The following is a 14,794-nucleotide window of genomic DNA, read 5'->3' on the forward strand; positions in this document are numbered from 1 at the left end:
GGGCGGGCTCAGCGCCCGCCGTCGCGGTCGCTCGTCGACCATGACACGCGAGTGCGAGCCGCCGCGACCGTCGCTCCGACGGCCGCGCCGACCGCGTTGACCGCGGCGTCGCGCCACGCGAACGACCGCCACGGGATCGGCGCCTGGACGAGTTCGATCCCGAAGCCGAACGCGACCGCGCCGCCGGCCGCGAGGAGCGGTCCGAACCGATTTCCGCGCGCCACCGGTACGAGCAGCGCGGCGAGGACCGCGTAGCCGACGAGGTGAAACGGGTCGGTGAGTCCGACCCCGGCGGGCAGGGCGTCGAGGGCGCCGCCGAGCGCGCTCTCCCCGCCGCCCGACGACCCGGGCACCGGAACCACGGACGCGACGAGCACGACGAACGCGATCCCGAAGGTCCTCGCTCGGTCGCGCCCGGTCGCTCTCAGACGGCGCGCGACCCTTCCCTGACGGCGTCCGGTCGTCTCTCCCCCTCGGTCGGTCACGCTCGCGCTTCGTCTCGCCGGCAATTATGACCTGCGGCTTCGCGATATTCGGCGTCTGACGCGGGACGCCGACCGAAACCGCTCGTTCGCACCACGCGGTCGCGGCAACGTGAGAACCGTTCGCATCCCGCCGCCGTCGGCGAGTATTCGCGCGAGGAACGCGCGGTCCATTCATAAGCGCCGTGCCGCCGACGCCTCCCCTTTGGTAACTGGTTCCGGTTGCGTCCGGAGGTGAACACCTAACACGCTGTGGTCCGTCTATAATGAACGAGCATTACATGACTGAAATGGGCGGCTACAGAGACCGTGTGGCACAGGTCGATCTCGGCGGTGGCGAGGTCAGCTACCGCGGGATCGACGACGACGACGCGAAGAAGTACATCGGCGCGCGCGGGCTCGGCGTCAAGTACGTCTTCGACAAGGGGCCTGACGTGGACCCGCTGGGACCGGAGAACCGACTGGCGTTCATGACCGGGCCGCTGACGGGCACCCAGACCGTGATGAGCGGCCGGATCGCGCTGGTGACGAAGTCCCCGCTGACGGGGACGGTCACCGACTCGCACCACGGCGGCTGGTCCGGGGCGCGGCTCAAGTGGGCCGGGCTCGACGGCATCCTGCTCGACGGCGAGAGCGACGAGCCCGTCTACCTGTTCGTCGAGGACGGCGACGTGGAGGTACGCGACGCCTCGCACCTCTGGGGGCAGGGCGTCCACGACACGATCGACCAGATCGGCGAGGAGGTCGAGGGGAAGGTCGGCCGCGACGTCTCGGTGATGGCGATCGGACAGGGCGGCGAGAACCAGGTGCGCTACGGCTGCGTCATCAACGAGGACGACCGCGCCTCGGGCCGCGGCGGCACCGGCGCCGTGATGGGCGCGAAGAAGGTGAAGGCGGTCGTCGTGAAGTCGGGCACGGACATGCCCAAGCCCGCCGACCCCGAGACGTTCCAGGAGGGGTACCAGCAGGCGATGGAGGTCATCCGCGAGTCCGACGTGACCGCGCCCAACGAGGGCGGGCTCTCGATGTACGGGACCAACGTCCTGATGAACGCGACCGAGGAGATGGACGGACTCCCGTCGAAGAACGCGAAGTACACCTCGACCGAGGCGTACCACGACGCGGAGGGCGTCGACATCGAGGCGGAGCGCGTCTCCGGCGAGAACGTCCGCGAGAACATCCTCGTCGACGAGCCGACCTGTCACTCCTGCCCGGTCGCGTGTAAGAAGGAGGTCGAGGTCAACGTCACGCACAAGGGCCAGGACATGAACGTCCGCACGGAGTCGTACGAGTACGAGTCCGCGTGGGCGCTCGGCCCGAACTCGGGGCACTCCGACCGCGACGAGATCGCGGTCATGCTCCAGCGCTGTAACGACCTCGGCATCGACACCATCGAGGCCGGCAACATGATGGCGATGGCGATGGAGATGAGCGAGGAGGGCAAACTCGACGGCGTCGGCCACCTCGACTGGGGCGACTCCGAGACGATGATCGACCTCATCGACGAGATCGGCCACCGCTCGTCGGACCTCGGCGACCTCCTCGCGGAGGGCCCCGAGCGCGTCGCCGACGCGAAGGACGCGCACGGCAACAAGCTCTCCGTCAAGGGACAGACGATGGCCGCCTACGACCCGCGCTGTATGAAGGGCATGGGGATCGCGTACGCGACCTCCAACCGCGGCGCCTGCCACCTGCGTGGCTACACGCCGGCCGCCGAGATCCTCGGGATCCCGGAGAAGGTCGACCCGTACGAGTGGGAGGGCAAAGGCGAGCTCACCGCCACCTTCCAGGACCTCCACGCGGTGTCGGACTCGTTCGACATCTGTAAGTTCAGCGCGTTCGCGGAGGGGATCGAGGAGTACGTCCTCCAGTACAACGGCGTCACCGGCCGCGACGTCACGGAGGACGAGCTGTTCGAGGCCGGCGAGCGCGTCTACAACCTCGAACGCTACTACAACAACCTCGCCGGCTTCGACGGCGCGGACGACACGCTTCCGAACCGGTTCATCGAGGGCCACCCGGACGCCATTCCGGGTACGGGCGCCAGCGAGGGCGAACTCGTCGAACTCGACCAGCTGAAGGCCGAGTACTACGAGACCCGCGACTGGGTCGACGGGGTCGTCCCCGACGAGAAGCTCGAGGAGCTCGGCATCGACATCGGCCCCGGCACCGGCGTCTCCGCCGGCGACTCCGCGGCCCCGGCCGACGACTGATCGGCGCCGCGTCCGCCGACCCCGTTTATTTTTAAGTGTCTCACGCCGGTAGTCCCGGCCATGTCGCACGACCCGCTCTCTCCCTCCGAGGCCCTCCGCACCCGTGCCGGCACGGTTCTAGGCGCCGTGAGCCTGTTCGTACTCGTCTACTCCCTGATGATTGTCGGACAGATCCTGCTCGGGGTCATCGCCGTCGCGGTGCTCTCGGTGGGTCCGTACCTCTCGTACCGGGTGTTCGCGGCGCTCGACTCGCTCGCCGACGCCGCCCAGCGGATCGCCGCCGCCCGCGAGCGCGAGGCCGACGAGGGCGGCTCGCGGTTCGACCGCCCCGTCGACCGCGGCGACTCGGCCTCCCGGGAGCCCTCCGCCGAGCGAGCGACGGAGCGCGAGCGCTGACGGAACTGTGTCCCGGTCGGCGACAGCGGGCGCTCACGCCGTTGCGAGGGCGACATGACCGCACCGAGCGCGCCTCGGGAGCCTCAGCCGAACACGACGAACCGGAACAGCCACAGCGTCCCCATCCCGGTCGCGATGGTCGCGAAGACGTTCTCGGTCCGCCACGCCACGGCGCCGGCGACGGCACCGGCGATCAGCCGCTCGTCGAGGAGTGTCGCGGCCACCGACGGGCGCAGCGTCACCAGGTCCGGGAGGACGAGCGCCGCGAGGACCGCGGGCGGGACGTACCGGAGCGGCCGCTGGACGCGCGTCGGGACCCCGTCGATCCGGCCGAACAGGTGGATGAAGGAGAGCCGGATCCCGTAGGTGATCGCGCCGATGACGACGATGGCGGCCCACGCCCGCGGGGAGGCGACGACCGCGCCGAGCCCGCCGGTCACTGGCCCGCGACCTCCGTTGCGAGCCCCGCGCCGATCCCGCACAGCGCGCCGACGAGCAGCCCCAGGTTGAGCGGGAGCCCGGCCGCGACGACCGCGACCGCGCCGCCGGCGACGCCCGCGACGGTGGTCGGGCGGTCCTTCATCGCCGGGACGAGGAGCGCCAGGAACACGAGCGGCACCGCGAAGGTGAGCCCCCACGCGTCGGGGACGCCGGCGCCGAGGACGACGCCCGCGACGGTGCCGATCTGCCAGACGACCCACAGCGAGGCGGCGGCACCGAGGTAGTAGCGCCACCGGCTCCGGTCGGGGTTCTCGCCGAACTCGGCCACCGAGAGCGCGTACGCCTGGTCGGTGAGGAGGTACGCGAGCCCCGCCCGGAGGCGGCGCCCGTAGTCGGCGAAGTGCGGCGCGATGGACGCCGAGTACATCAGCATCCGGAGGTTGATCACGACGGCCGTGCCGACGACGACCGCGAGCGGCGCGTTCTCGCCGAGCAGGTCCAGCGCCGCCAGCTGGGAGGCGCCGGCGAACACGATCACCGACATTCCGACCGCCTCGGCGAGGCCGAGCCCCGCGTCGACGGCGGCGATGCCGGCCACGAGCGCGAACGGCGCGACCCCGAGGATGAGCGGCGACACGTCGCGGACGCCGGCCAGCAGGTCCTCGTCGAGGACGGAGTCGGACACGGCTACTTCTCCCGCGGGTACGGCGGCTCGTCGTACTTCGCCGCGAGGTGGTCCGCGTGCTCCAGCTTCGTGTTTGCCTTGCGGAAGGTGCCGAGCAGGGTGTGGATCTCGCGTTCCGTCGGGTGCGCGCGGCCGAGCAGCCGGCGCATCAGCAGCGCGTTCTTCTCGCGGACGTGGTCGCGCTGTCCCGTCGCCGCGAGGAAGTCCTCGAAGAACCCGTGGAAGCGCTCCACGTCGGCCTCGGGCGCGCGGGTGACCTCGGTGTCGGGCAGCTGCGTCTCGCCGACCGTGAGGTCGCGCAGCTCGTACAGCAGGACGGTCGCGGCCTGCCCGAGGTTGAGGACGGGGTAGTCGTCGTCGGCCGGGATCGAACACACCTCGTCGAGCCGCGAGAGCTCCTCGTTGTTGAGCCCGCGCCCCTCGCGGCCGAAGACGATGGCGGTGGGCGCGTCGACCGTCTTCAGGGACTCGCGGAGCTCGACGGGCGTCTTGAACGGGAAGCGCTCGTGGCTGCGGTCGTCTTCGCCGGTTATCGCCGTCGTCCCGACCGTGTGGTAGTTCGCGACGACCTCGTCGAAGGTGACCTCGTCCGCGTTCGGCAGCACGTCCTCGCGGGCGTGGCCGGCGAAGCCGTACGCCTCGCCGTCCTCCCGCAGTTCCGGCGGGTCGACCAGCTTGAGGTCGGTGAGGCCGAAGTTCTTCATCGCCCGCGCGATGGTCCCGACGTTGCCCGGCGTCTCGGGCTCGACGACGACGACCACGGGCTTCTGTCGGGCCCCCGCGCCGTCCGTCGAGTCGGACGGTTCGGCGTCGGTCGGGTCCGCCGCCCCCTCGTCTTCTTCCGTGGCCGGCGCTCGCTCGTCGCCGCTCATCGGTCCGACGGGTAGTCGGTGGAGAGGTCGAGGTCGGACTCCGCCAGCTCCTCCTCGGTCAGTTCCTCGCGGTCGGTCTCCTCGCCGCGGGCGAGTTCGAGGATGTCGATCCGCTCGCCCTCGAACCCCTCTTCGATCCGCTCTTGGACCTCCTGCTGGTCGGGCAGGTCCGGGAGCCCGTCGGGGTCCTCCTCGACGTGCTCGACGGAGCCGTACCCCTCGGGGGCCTCGTTGCCGGCGGCGACCCACTCGTGGAAGCGGTCGGCGAACTCGACCGACCCCTTGTGCTCGCTGCCGCCCTCCTCGCGGAACCAGTAGAGCAGGTCGGGCTCGTGTTCGGGGCAGAGCAGGACCTCGCCCTCCGGCTCGCCGTACACGATCTCCGCCTCGTTACAGCGGTGGACCTCCGCCTCGCCGTAGTCGAGGTAGCAGACGTCGCAGGGCTCCTCGACGAGGCTGGCGAGCCGCAGGAGCCGCTCCCGCGGGTCCTCCGGGATCTCGTCGAGGGGCTTCAGCTCCTCGTCGTCGCTGAATATCTCGTCCTCCTCGAAGCGCCACCCGCGGAGGCCGATGCTCACTTTCGCCATGTTCACGCTACGCTCCGGCGGCGATAAAAGCGCGTCCTTCCCGGCACGCGGGCGGTCGCTGTACCGCGCCGGGGCCGCGACGTCCGCACGCGTTCGCCGCCGACGCGGTCGCTTATATCCCCGGCCGCCCTCCTTCCGACCATGAGACGGCGGCGACTCCTCGGACTATCCGCGGCAGGGACCCTCGGCGCCGCGGCGGGCTGTCTGGGCGGGGGCGACGCGCCCGGCGAGAGCGACGGAGCGAGCGGCGGCGACGCGGACGGGGGGAACGAATCGACTGGCGACGGCGGTTCGGACGACGAGAGCGGAGACGGGGAAGACGGGTCCGCGTGGCCCACCGGCACCTACGCCGACTACGAGACGACGACCGTGACCGTCGAGGGGACCGACGGAGCGGAGCGCGGGTCGGTGACGGCCGCGCTCGCTGACACTCGTCAGAAGCGCTTCCTCGGGCTCAGCGACGCCGAGTCGCTGCCCGAAGACGGCGGCATGCTGTTCGTCTACGACGCCCCCAAAGATTCTCTCACCTACGTGATGCGCGAGATGGACTTCGGCATCGACATCGTCTACGTCGACGGCGACCGGAACATCGTCGAGATCCACAACGCGCCGGAGCCGGGTCCGAACGAGGACGGCGAGCAACAGCGGTATCCCGGCTCCGGGCAGTACGTGCTGGAGGTCCCGTACGAGTGGACCGACCGGCACGGCGTGTCAGTGGGGGACTCGCTGGCGTTCGACCTGTGAGGGCGTCTCAGCGGGGTCGGTCGGCCGCCGCCGCGTCGAGCATGTTCAGGTCCGTGGTCCGGGCGACGGCCACCGCGAGCACGACGCTCATGACCGCGAAAAGCGCCACGACGGCGAGGGCGAAGACACCCACGCCGACCGTGACGAGCAGTTGACTCCCGAGCAGTTCCGCGCCTATCGTCGCGAGGAGAGCGGCCGAGGCGAGACCGAGCAGCCGGTCCTCCGTTTTCGTGTACATATCTCGGATAGGTGACGAACGGCATTAAGACGTATCCGACGGCTGCCCTCATGTCCCACACTGACACGTATCGAGGCGTCTGCGGACGGATTCTCGGTTCCTTCGGCGGCGCGTCTTCGCCCGTCGGTCCGTCCCCGCACTCCGCCCGTTTCTCACCTCGTCTCCCCCGCTTATTCCCCCCGTTTATGTCGCTCGCGCCCGTGGTGATCGTATGCGAAACGTGGACGCCGCGGGACTCGGGATCGGCGACGACCACCCGCCCCGGATCATGGGCGTGCTCAACGTCTCGGAGGAGTCGCCGTACGACCCCAGCGTGTACGACGACCCGGGCGAGGCCGCCGCGTACGTCGACGAGGAGCTGATCGGCGAGGGCGCCGACATCGTCGACGTGGGCCTCGAATCGGCCAACAAGGACCTCGACGTGCTCTCGGCCGAACAGGAGTTGGATCGGCTCGACACCGCCGTCGAGACGCTCGAATCGACCTCGGGAGACGCCGTCTGGTCGATCGAGACGCGCTACCACGAGGTCGCCGACGAGGCGCTCTCGCGCGGCTTCGACATGGTCAACGACATCTGCGGGTTCGCCGACCCGGAGATGCCCCGCGTCTGCCGCGAACACGACGTGGCGGTCTCGAAGATGGCCTCGCCGCCGGACCTGGAACGCCCGGGCGCCATCGAGGACGTGGACGACATCTACGAGGCGCTGTCGATGAACGGCCTCACCGACAAGACGATCATCGACCCTGCGTTCGGCGGCTGGTCCGAGGCGAAGACCCACGAGGACGACCGCGAGACGTTCCACCGACTGCGCGAGTTCCGCGGCTACGGCCGCCCCCTGCTCGTCTCGATCAACCGCAAGAGCTTCCTCAAGACGATCGCCGGCCGGAGCACCGAGGAGGCGCTCCCGGTCTCGCTCGCCGCCACGTCGATGGCCGTCGAGCGCGGCGCCCACGTGATCCGAACGCACGACGTGGCCGAGACGCGCGACGCCGCCCTGGTCGGCGCCGAGTTCGCCCGCGACCGCTACGCCGGCGGAGGCGACGACGCCGTCGCGGTCACGGAGCTCGACGTGACGACGGTCCGGGAGGCGGGGCGCCACCTCGACCGGATCGGCGCGCCGCGGGCGGCCGACGGCGAGCGCGACGCCGCCGAGGCCGCGGTCGTCCGCACCTACGAGCTCGACGGGCTCGGCGACGCCGCGGTCGGCGCCCTGCGCGCCGCGACCGTCGGCGGCGACGCGAGCGCCGCGGCGTTCGCGCTCGGCGATCCGAACCGGGCCGGCGTCCCGACGACTCCCCCGACGACCGACGGCGGGACCGGCGACCGCGCGAACGGCGGATCTCCCGGCGACGCCCTCCCGGACCGTCGCCGCGGCCTCCTGATCGGGACCCCGGACGCGATCGAATCGGTCAGAGAGTCGGTTTCCGGCGTCTCCGACGCGCTCGACGCCGCGCTCGACGGAATCGCCGCCAACGTCAGTTAAGAGAAAGTTTATGCCCTCGTGTAGACAACCGATCGACCGGACGCCGGAGGGGCACGCGGGTAGGGGTACTCTGTGCCACTCCGGCCCATACCATAATTCGACCGGCGAGCGGCGGCGCCGGTCAGCGCGGAGACGGGATCCCGCACGCGGAGTGACCCGTCCGTGAACTTCGCGACCTTCGAACCCGTCTACGAGGCGATCCTCGCCGACTTCGGGTTCGACCGGGCCGCCGACGAGCGAGCCCGGGACCTCGCCGCCGACCTCGCGACGCCGTTCCCGCTCGCCCGCCTGGGCGACTGGGAGGGGGAGACGGTCGCCGTCGCTGGCGCGGCGCCGTGCCTCGCCGACGAGGTCGCGCTCGCCCGCGACGCCGACGTCGTCGTCGCCGCCTCCGCGGCGGCCGACGTGCTCGCCGACCGCGGCGTCGACGTCGACTGTATGGTGACCGACCTCGACAAGAACCCCGAGACCGCGGCGTCGCTGACCCGCGAGGGCGTCTCCGTCGCCGCCCACGCGCACGGCGACAACGTCCCCGCCGTCCGCGAGTGGCTCCCGCGCTTCGCCGACGAGTGGACGCTGGCGACGACGCAGGCGGCCCCCGTCGGCCCGGTCCGAAACCCCGGCGGATTCACCGACGGCGACCGGGCCGCGTTCCTCGCCGACCACGTCGGGGCCGGCGAGCTGGTCTTCCCCGGCTGGGACTTCGACGACCCGGCGGTCGACCCGATGAAGGCGCGGAAGCTCGACTGGGCGGCGCGGCTGCTCCGCTGGCTCGAACGCCGGCGCGGCGAGGCGTTCGCGGTCCTCGACGGCCGCCGCGAAGCGGCCGACGCCGCGCTGGACGAGATCCTCGGCGACGGGAGCGACCGGGAGCCCGACGGCGCTTAGGCCGTCTCCCCTTCGACGCGCGGCTCCGGGAACAGCTCGCTCTCGTCGCGCTCGCCGATCCAGTCCGCCAGCTGGACGAGCTGGTCCGCGGCCGCCTCGAACAGGCGCTCCGCCTTCTCGGGCGTCACGTCGGTCGGGTCGCCGAACGCGCCGTTCGCGGAGTTGTCGACCGCGTCGTAGAAGGTGCGGGCGCCGTGGACCGTCGTCTCCGCGCTCGCGAGGTCGACGAGGCCGTCGTCGCGGGCGTCTTCGAGCCGGTCCTCGCGGACGAGGTCGGGCGCGATGTGGGTGATCATCGCCGTCTCCTTCGGTCCGGCGTGGGGGCCGTTGTGCTCGAACAGGTCGTCGACCAGATCCGGGATCGACTCGTCCCACATCCACTCGACGGCGTAGGCGACCTCGTCCTCGTGGAGCCGGCGCCCGACCTCGCGGAGGTGCTGGACGTTGCCGCCGTGGGCGTTGACGAACACCACGCGGTCGATCCCGTGGTACGCGAGGTTCCGCGAGAACGACTCGACGTAGTCCCGGAACTCCGGCGGGTCGACCCACATCGTCCCCGGGAACTGCCGGTGGTGCGGGCTGACGCCGACGTTGATCGTCGGCGTTCGGAACGCGTCCGAGCGGTCGGCGGCCGCCGTCGCGAGCGCCTCGGCGATCAGGTGGTCGGTCGCGAGCGGGAGGTGGGGGCCGTGCTGTTCGGTCGAGCCGAGCGGGACGAGCGCGACGGAGCCGGGGTCGAGCGCGTCGCCCAGCTCCGGCCAGGTGTGGTCCGCGAGGTACATACCACCGCCTCGCGCGCGACACGTATCAACCCAGCCGTCTCGGTCCGGTTCGCCGGGTTCGGGCGGGCGGCGTTCCGCCGGCCTCGCCGCGACCGCGCTCCCGCGGCACGTCGCCGCTTCGGCCCGTGTCGACACCCTTTTTGTGTCGTCCGGCCGAATCGGGTGGCATGTTCGGAGGCGGCGGCATGAACCCGCGCAAGATGAAACAGATGATGAAACAGATGGGGATCGACGTCGAGGAGCTCGACGCCGAGCGGGTCGTCATCGAGACGGCCGACGGCGACGACCTCGTCTTCGACGGCGCCCAGGTGACCAAGATGGACGCCCAGGGCCAGGAGACCTACCAGATCGTCGGCTCGCCCGACCAGGTCGCCGACGCCGGCGCGGGCGGCGCGACGGCCGTCGAGGGCGGCGACGACCCGGCGCTCGACGACGCGGACGACGGCGACGACGGCATCCCCGAGGAGGACGTGAAGCTGGTCGCCCAGCAGGCTGGCGTCTCGAAGGAGGCCGCCCGCGAGGCGCTGGAGGCGGCCAACGGCGAGCCCGCGCGAGCGATCTCGGACCTGCAGTGACGGACGCCGCGTACCTGCTCGTCCACGAGGACCGCGAGTACCTGCTGGAGCCGGGCGAGGAGTTCGGCACCGACCTCGGCGTGATCGAGGTCCCCGAGGACGTCGCGGCCGGCGACGAGGTCGAGACCCACCTCGGCACCGTCTTCGAGGTCCGCGCGCTCCGCGGCCCCGACCTGTTCAACCACCTCGAACGGACCGGCGCGCCGATGATGCCGCGCGACGTGGGCCTCGTGATGGGCCACACCGGCGCGTCCGGCGGCGACCGCGTCCTCGACGCCGGCACCGGGACCGGCATCCTCGCCGCGTACCTCGGCCGAGCCGGCGCGGACGTGACCACCTACGAGGTGGACGCCGAGTTCGCCGAGGTCGCCCGCGACAACATGCGGACGGCGGGCGTTGCCGACCGCGTCGAGGTCCGGACCGGCGACCTCACGGACGAGCTGGACGCGCTCGCCGACGGCGAGCCGTTCGACGCCCTCACGCTCGACACGGGCGACGCTCCGGCGGTCGTCGAGCGCGCGGACGACCTGCTCGCGCCCGGCGGCCGCCTCGCCGTCTACTCGCCGTTCGTCGAGGGCACCCGCGAGGCGGCCCTCGCTGCGCGCGAGGCCGGCTTCGACGAGGTCGAGACGCTGGAGACGATCCAGCGCGAGATGGACTTCTCCGACCGCGGCTCTCGCCCCTCCACCGCGGGCGTGGGGCACACGGGCTACCTCGTGTTCGGGCGGGCGCCCTGATGCCGGCGCGGCGACCCCTTCCTCCTCCCGACGCCCGCGCTTACCGGCGCAACGCTCTTTCGGATCGCGGCAGTGACGACGTGTGTGACCGGCGACGACGCCGAGACCGGGACCGAGGCCGACCCCGCGAGCGACGTGTCCGAACCGGCGGGCGACGGCGCCGGCGACGGAGCCGAGGTGTCGGACGTGCTCCCGCGCCCCGACGACCCGCTCGCCGAGGCGGTCGAGGCTGCGCTGACCGGCCGGTCCGCGGTCGTCGCGGTCGGCGTGCCGATCCGGCTCCTCCCGTCCGTGCTGGCCGCTCGCGAGCGCTCCTCGGGCCCCCCGTGGCGGGTCGCGTGCCGGCCGGGCGTCGTCGACGCGCTCTCGCGCGCCCTCGTCCTCGGGAGCGCCGTCGCCGAGGCGGTCGAGACCGACGAGATACGGGTCCGGACCGGGGACCCGCTCGGCCACGGAACGGGCGGAACGCTGTTCGCGAGTCCGGACCGCACCGACGCCGTCGTCGGCCCCGGCGGGGACCGGACGCTCGCGACGACGACGGCCCGGGCTGGGTCCGCCGCGCTTGAGGCCGACGCCGCGGCGGTCGACGGCGCCCGCGCGACGGCCGAGTCGCGCTTCGACGCGGCGACCCCCGAGACGGTCGAGATGCCCTCGCGGTCCCGGCTGCTCGACGAGTCGCGCGCGGTCCTCGACGACCGCTTCGCCGACGACCTGGAGGCGCTGCTCGCGTCGCTCGACCCCGGCGAGTTCGGGCGGACGACGGAGATCACCGACCGGACGCTCCTCGTCGCGCTCGCGGCGCGACACGACCACCTCTTCCGCGACCTGCGGACGTGGGTGGGGACCGACGGCGTCGGGATCGCCCCGGCACAGGAGTTCACCGGCGACCGGCAGGCGCTGGTCGACCGAGGGCTGATCGAGTCGATCAAGGTGCCGATGGGGCCGGGACGGCCGATGCTCCGGCTCCGCGCGGTCCACGACGCGCTGTTGCGCGCCCGCCCCGAGGAGGTGCCGGACGTCCTGGAGGGTCGGTTCGCGCTGCCGACCGACGCGGACGGCCGGGTCCGCGACGACGCCCGCCGGGGTGAGCGCCGCCCCGTCTGGAAGCGTCGGCGCTGGTGACTCGACGGCGTCGAGTCGGGGCCGGGGCTCGGGCGACGTGGCAAGAACTAACTCTCGGCGGCGCGCCCACACTGACATGACGACGTTCTCCGACAGGGTCGAGCGGATCTCGATAAGCGGGATCCGCGAGGTGTTCGAGGCGGCCGGCGACGACGCGATCAACCTCGGGCTGGGCCAGCCCGACTTCCCGACGCCGGACCACGCCCGGCGGGCCGCGGTCGACGCCATCGAGTCCGGGAAGGCGGACGCCTACACCGAGAACAAGGGGACTCCGTCGCTGCGGGAGGCAATCGCCGAGAAGCACCGCGCCGACCAGGGGATCGACCTCGACCCGGGCAACGTCATCGCGACCGCGGGCGGCAGCGAGGCGCTCCACGTCGCGCTCGAAGCGCACGTCGACGCCGGCGACGAGGTGCTGATCCCGGACCCCGGGTTCGTCTCCTACGACGCCCTGACGAAGCTGGCCGGCGGCGAGCCGGTCCCCGTGCCGCTCCGCGACGACCTCACGATCGACCCGGCGGCCGTCGAGGACGCGATCACCGACGACACCGCGGCGTTCGTCGTCAACTCCCCCGGCAACCCCACGGGCGCGGTCTCCTCCGAGGCGGACGTGCGGGAGTTCGCGCGCATCGCGGACGAGCACGACGTGCTCTGTATCTCCGACGAGGTGTACGAGTACACCGTCTTCGACGGCGAGCACTACTCGCCGATTGAGTTCGCCGAGACCGACAACGTCGTGGTCGTCAACTCCGCCTCGAAGCTGTTCTCGATGACGGGCTGGCGGCTCGGCTGGGTGTACGGGTCCGACGAGCGCGTCGAGCGCATGCTGCGCGTCCACCAGTACGCGCAGGCGTGCGCCTCGGCGCCGGCCCAGTACGCCGCCGAGGCCGCGCTGCGCGGCGACCGCGGCGTGGTCGACGAGATGACCGCCTCCTTCGAGCGCCGCCGCGACGTCCTCCTCGACGGCTTCGAGGACATCGGCATCGACTGCCCGACGCCGCAGGGCGCGTTCTACGCGATGCCCCGCGTCCCCGAGGGGTTCGTCGACGAGTGTATCGACCGCGGCGTGGTCGTCGTCCCCGGCGAGGCGTTCGGCGAGGGCGGCGCCGGCCACGCGCGGATCTCGTACGCGACCGACGAGGCGGAGCTGCGCGAAGCCCTCGACGTGATGGCCGAGGCGTACGCGGCGGTCCGCTGACGGCGCCGGCCGGGACGTGGCCGCAACATCTGCCGAGCCATAACCAAGGAGCATTACCCTATGCCGGGTGGTTTCCGCAAGTTATACTGCCGCCGACGGAGTATCCGGCGGTAATGGACCGGAACATACAGGTCAGCCGCCTCGACCGGCAGGCGGTCGAGGACCAGGAGGTCGAGATCGTCGAGCGAAAGGGGATCGGTCACCCCGACTCGATCTGCGACGGCGTCGCGGAGTCGGTCTCGCGGGCGCTCTCGCAGCTCTACCTCGACCGCGTCGGCAAAGTCCTCCACTACAACACCGACGAGACGCAGCTCGTCGCCGGCCGCGCGGCCCCCGCGTTCGGCGGCGGCGAGGTCGTCGAGCCCATCTACATCCTCATCGTCGGCCGCGCCACGAAGGAGTACGACGGCGAGCAGCTGCCCGTCGACTCGACCGCGCTCGCGGCCGCACGCGACTACCTCGCCGAGGCGATCCCGGAGCTGGAGTACGGCACCGACGTGGTCGTCGACGTGAAGCTCGGCGAGGGGTCTGGCGACCTCCAGGACGTCTTCGGCGAGGAGACCCAGGAGGTCCCGATGGCCAACGACACCTCCTTCGGCGTCGGCCACGCGCCGCTCACCGAGACGGAGACCATCGTCCACGAGGCCGAGCGCGCGCTCAACACGACATACCACGACGACCACCCCGAACTCGGCCCCGACGTGAAGATCATGGGCAAACGCGAGGGCGACCGGATCGACATCACCGTCGCCGCCGCGATGGTCGACGCCTACGTCGACGGGCTCGACGAGTACGACGACGCGGTCGCGTCCGTCCGCGAGTACGTCGACGACCTCGCGCGCGAGTACACCGACCGCGAGGTCAACGTCGACGTCAACACCGCCGACGACTACGACGAGGGCTCCGTCTACCTCACCGTCACCGGCACCTCCGCCGAGCAGGGCGACGACGGCTCGGTCGGTCGCGGGAACCGCGCCAATGGGCTCATCACCCCGAACCGCCCGATGTCGATGGAGGCGACCTCCGGGAAGAACCCCGTCAACCACATCGGGAAGATATACAACCTGCTCTCCACCCGCATCGCCGAGTCGGTCACGAGCGAGGTCGACGGCATCCGCGACCTCCAGGTCCGACTCCTCTCGCAGATCGGCCGGCCGATCGACGAGCCGCACGTCGCCGACGCGCAGATCGTCACCGAGGACGGGGTCGCGCTTGGCGACATCGAGGACGACGTGCTCACTATCGTCGACCGCGAGCTGGCCGACGTGACGGACGTTACCCGCAGCGTCATCGAGGGCGACGTCTCGACGTTCTGAGGGCGACTGGCGGCGATCGGCCCGGGGTTTCTACA

17 protein-coding genes are annotated in these 14,794 nt (G+C 71.6%); 10 read left to right on the top strand and 7 right to left on the bottom strand.

Annotation, left to right across the window (positions count from 1 at the left end; genetic code table 11):
• Positions 1–8: 8 nt before the first annotated feature.
• Positions 9–353: a hypothetical protein gene (locus tag DVK05_RS14520; RefSeq protein ID WP_233559432.1), complete on the bottom strand. Its 345-nt coding sequence runs from the start codon at positions 351–353 to the stop codon at positions 9–11.
• Between the two features lie 410 nt (positions 354–763).
• Here DVK05_RS14520 and DVK05_RS14525 point away from each other — a divergent pair, with 410 nt between their 5' ends.
• Together DVK05_RS14525 and DVK05_RS14530 are read left to right on the top strand one after the other, a co-directional pair.
• A complete protein-coding gene (locus DVK05_RS14525; RefSeq protein ID WP_121564468.1) occupies positions 764–2,695 on the top strand; it encodes an aldehyde ferredoxin oxidoreductase family protein in 1,932 nt (643 codons plus the stop codon).
• A gap of 60 nt (positions 2,696–2,755) precedes the next feature.
• On the top strand, positions 2,756–3,091 hold the full coding sequence (locus DVK05_RS14530) for a hypothetical protein (RefSeq protein ID WP_121564470.1): 336 nt from the start codon (positions 2,756–2,758) through the stop codon (positions 3,089–3,091).
• A gap of 83 nt (positions 3,092–3,174) precedes the next feature.
• On the opposite strand, the gene DVK05_RS14535 is transcribed toward DVK05_RS14530, so the two are convergent.
• From DVK05_RS14535 to DVK05_RS14550, 4 genes are read right to left on the bottom strand one after another with little or no spacing between them, the layout of a single operon-like run.
• Entirely contained in the window at positions 3,175–3,531 is a 357-nt protein-coding gene (locus DVK05_RS14535; RefSeq protein WP_121564472.1) for an AzlD domain-containing protein, read from the bottom strand.
• A complete protein-coding gene (locus DVK05_RS14540; RefSeq protein WP_121564474.1) occupies positions 3,528–4,217 on the bottom strand; it encodes an AzlC family ABC transporter permease in 690 nt (229 codons plus the stop codon). The genes DVK05_RS14535 and DVK05_RS14540 overlap by 4 nt, the downstream gene beginning before the upstream one ends.
• A gap of 2 nt (positions 4,218–4,219) precedes the next feature.
• The gene (locus DVK05_RS14545) at positions 4,220–5,089 is read right to left on the bottom strand and encodes an RNA methyltransferase (protein ID WP_121564476.1); all 870 of its coding nucleotides are present in this window, start codon (positions 5,087–5,089) and stop codon (positions 4,220–4,222) included.
• On the bottom strand, positions 5,086–5,676 hold the full coding sequence (locus tag DVK05_RS14550) for a hypothetical protein (RefSeq protein WP_121564478.1): 591 nt from the start codon (positions 5,674–5,676) through the stop codon (positions 5,086–5,088). Before DVK05_RS14550 ends, DVK05_RS14545 begins: the two co-directional genes overlap by 4 nt.
• A 141-nt stretch (positions 5,677–5,817) precedes the next feature.
• Between DVK05_RS14550 and DVK05_RS14555 the strand changes: the two genes are divergently transcribed.
• Positions 5,818–6,420 carry a DUF192 domain-containing protein gene (locus DVK05_RS14555; RefSeq protein ID WP_121564480.1) on the top strand — a complete coding sequence of 201 codons (603 nt, stop codon included), beginning with the start codon at positions 5,818–5,820 and terminating at the stop codon, positions 6,418–6,420.
• 7 nt (positions 6,421–6,427) lie between these two features.
• Here the strand turns inward: DVK05_RS14555 and DVK05_RS14560 are convergent, their stop codons facing one another.
• The gene (locus tag DVK05_RS14560; protein ID WP_121564482.1) at positions 6,428–6,658 is read right to left on the bottom strand and encodes a hypothetical protein; all 231 of its coding nucleotides are present in this window, start codon (positions 6,656–6,658) and stop codon (positions 6,428–6,430) included.
• A 211-nt stretch (positions 6,659–6,869) separates the two neighbouring features.
• Between DVK05_RS14560 and folP the strand changes: the two genes are divergently transcribed.
• Together folP and DVK05_RS14570 are read left to right on the top strand one after the other, a co-directional pair.
• Positions 6,870–8,141, top strand: a complete 1,272-nt coding sequence (gene folP, locus DVK05_RS14565) for a dihydropteroate synthase (RefSeq protein WP_199712339.1) — start codon at positions 6,870–6,872, stop codon at positions 8,139–8,141.
• A gap of 162 nt (positions 8,142–8,303) precedes the next feature.
• Positions 8,304–9,029, top strand: a complete 726-nt coding sequence (locus DVK05_RS14570) for a 6-hydroxymethylpterin diphosphokinase MptE-like protein (protein WP_121564484.1) — start codon at positions 8,304–8,306, stop codon at positions 9,027–9,029.
• Here the strand turns inward: DVK05_RS14570 and DVK05_RS14575 are convergent.
• Positions 9,026–9,811: a creatininase family protein gene (locus DVK05_RS14575; RefSeq protein ID WP_121564486.1), complete on the bottom strand. Its 786-nt coding sequence runs from the start codon at positions 9,809–9,811 to the stop codon at positions 9,026–9,028. The genes DVK05_RS14570 and DVK05_RS14575 overlap by 4 nt on opposite strands.
• Positions 9,812–9,978: 167 nt before the next feature.
• Here DVK05_RS14575 and DVK05_RS14580 point away from each other — a divergent pair, with 167 nt between their 5' ends.
• The 5 genes from DVK05_RS14580 to DVK05_RS14600 all read left to right on the top strand — a co-directional run bounded on the left by DVK05_RS14580 (position 9,979) and on the right by DVK05_RS14600 (position 14,759).
• Positions 9,979–10,386, top strand: a complete 408-nt coding sequence (locus DVK05_RS14580; RefSeq protein WP_121564488.1) for a nascent polypeptide-associated complex protein — start codon at positions 9,979–9,981, stop codon at positions 10,384–10,386.
• On the top strand, positions 10,383–11,123 hold the full coding sequence (locus tag DVK05_RS14585; RefSeq protein ID WP_121564490.1) for a tRNA (adenine-N1)-methyltransferase: 741 nt from the start codon (positions 10,383–10,385) through the stop codon (positions 11,121–11,123). Before DVK05_RS14580 ends, DVK05_RS14585 begins: the two co-directional genes overlap by 4 nt.
• Before the next feature lie 84 nt (positions 11,124–11,207).
• Positions 11,208–12,245, top strand: a complete 1,038-nt coding sequence (locus DVK05_RS14590; protein ID WP_121564492.1) for a DUF5821 family protein — start codon at positions 11,208–11,210, stop codon at positions 12,243–12,245.
• Between the two features lie 76 nt (positions 12,246–12,321).
• Positions 12,322–13,443 carry a pyridoxal phosphate-dependent aminotransferase gene (locus tag DVK05_RS14595; RefSeq protein WP_121564494.1) on the top strand — a complete coding sequence of 374 codons (1,122 nt, stop codon included), beginning with the start codon at positions 12,322–12,324 and terminating at the stop codon, positions 13,441–13,443.
• Between the two features lie 113 nt (positions 13,444–13,556).
• Positions 13,557–14,759, top strand: a complete 1,203-nt coding sequence (locus DVK05_RS14600) for a methionine adenosyltransferase (protein ID WP_121564496.1) — start codon at positions 13,557–13,559, stop codon at positions 14,757–14,759.
• Positions 14,760–14,794: the final 35 nt, after the last annotated feature.

It is taken from the genome of Halorubrum sp. Atlit-8R (assembly GCF_003666025.1).
Classification (GTDB): Archaea; Halobacteriota; Halobacteria; order Halobacteriales; family Haloferacaceae; genus Halorubrum; species Halorubrum salinarum.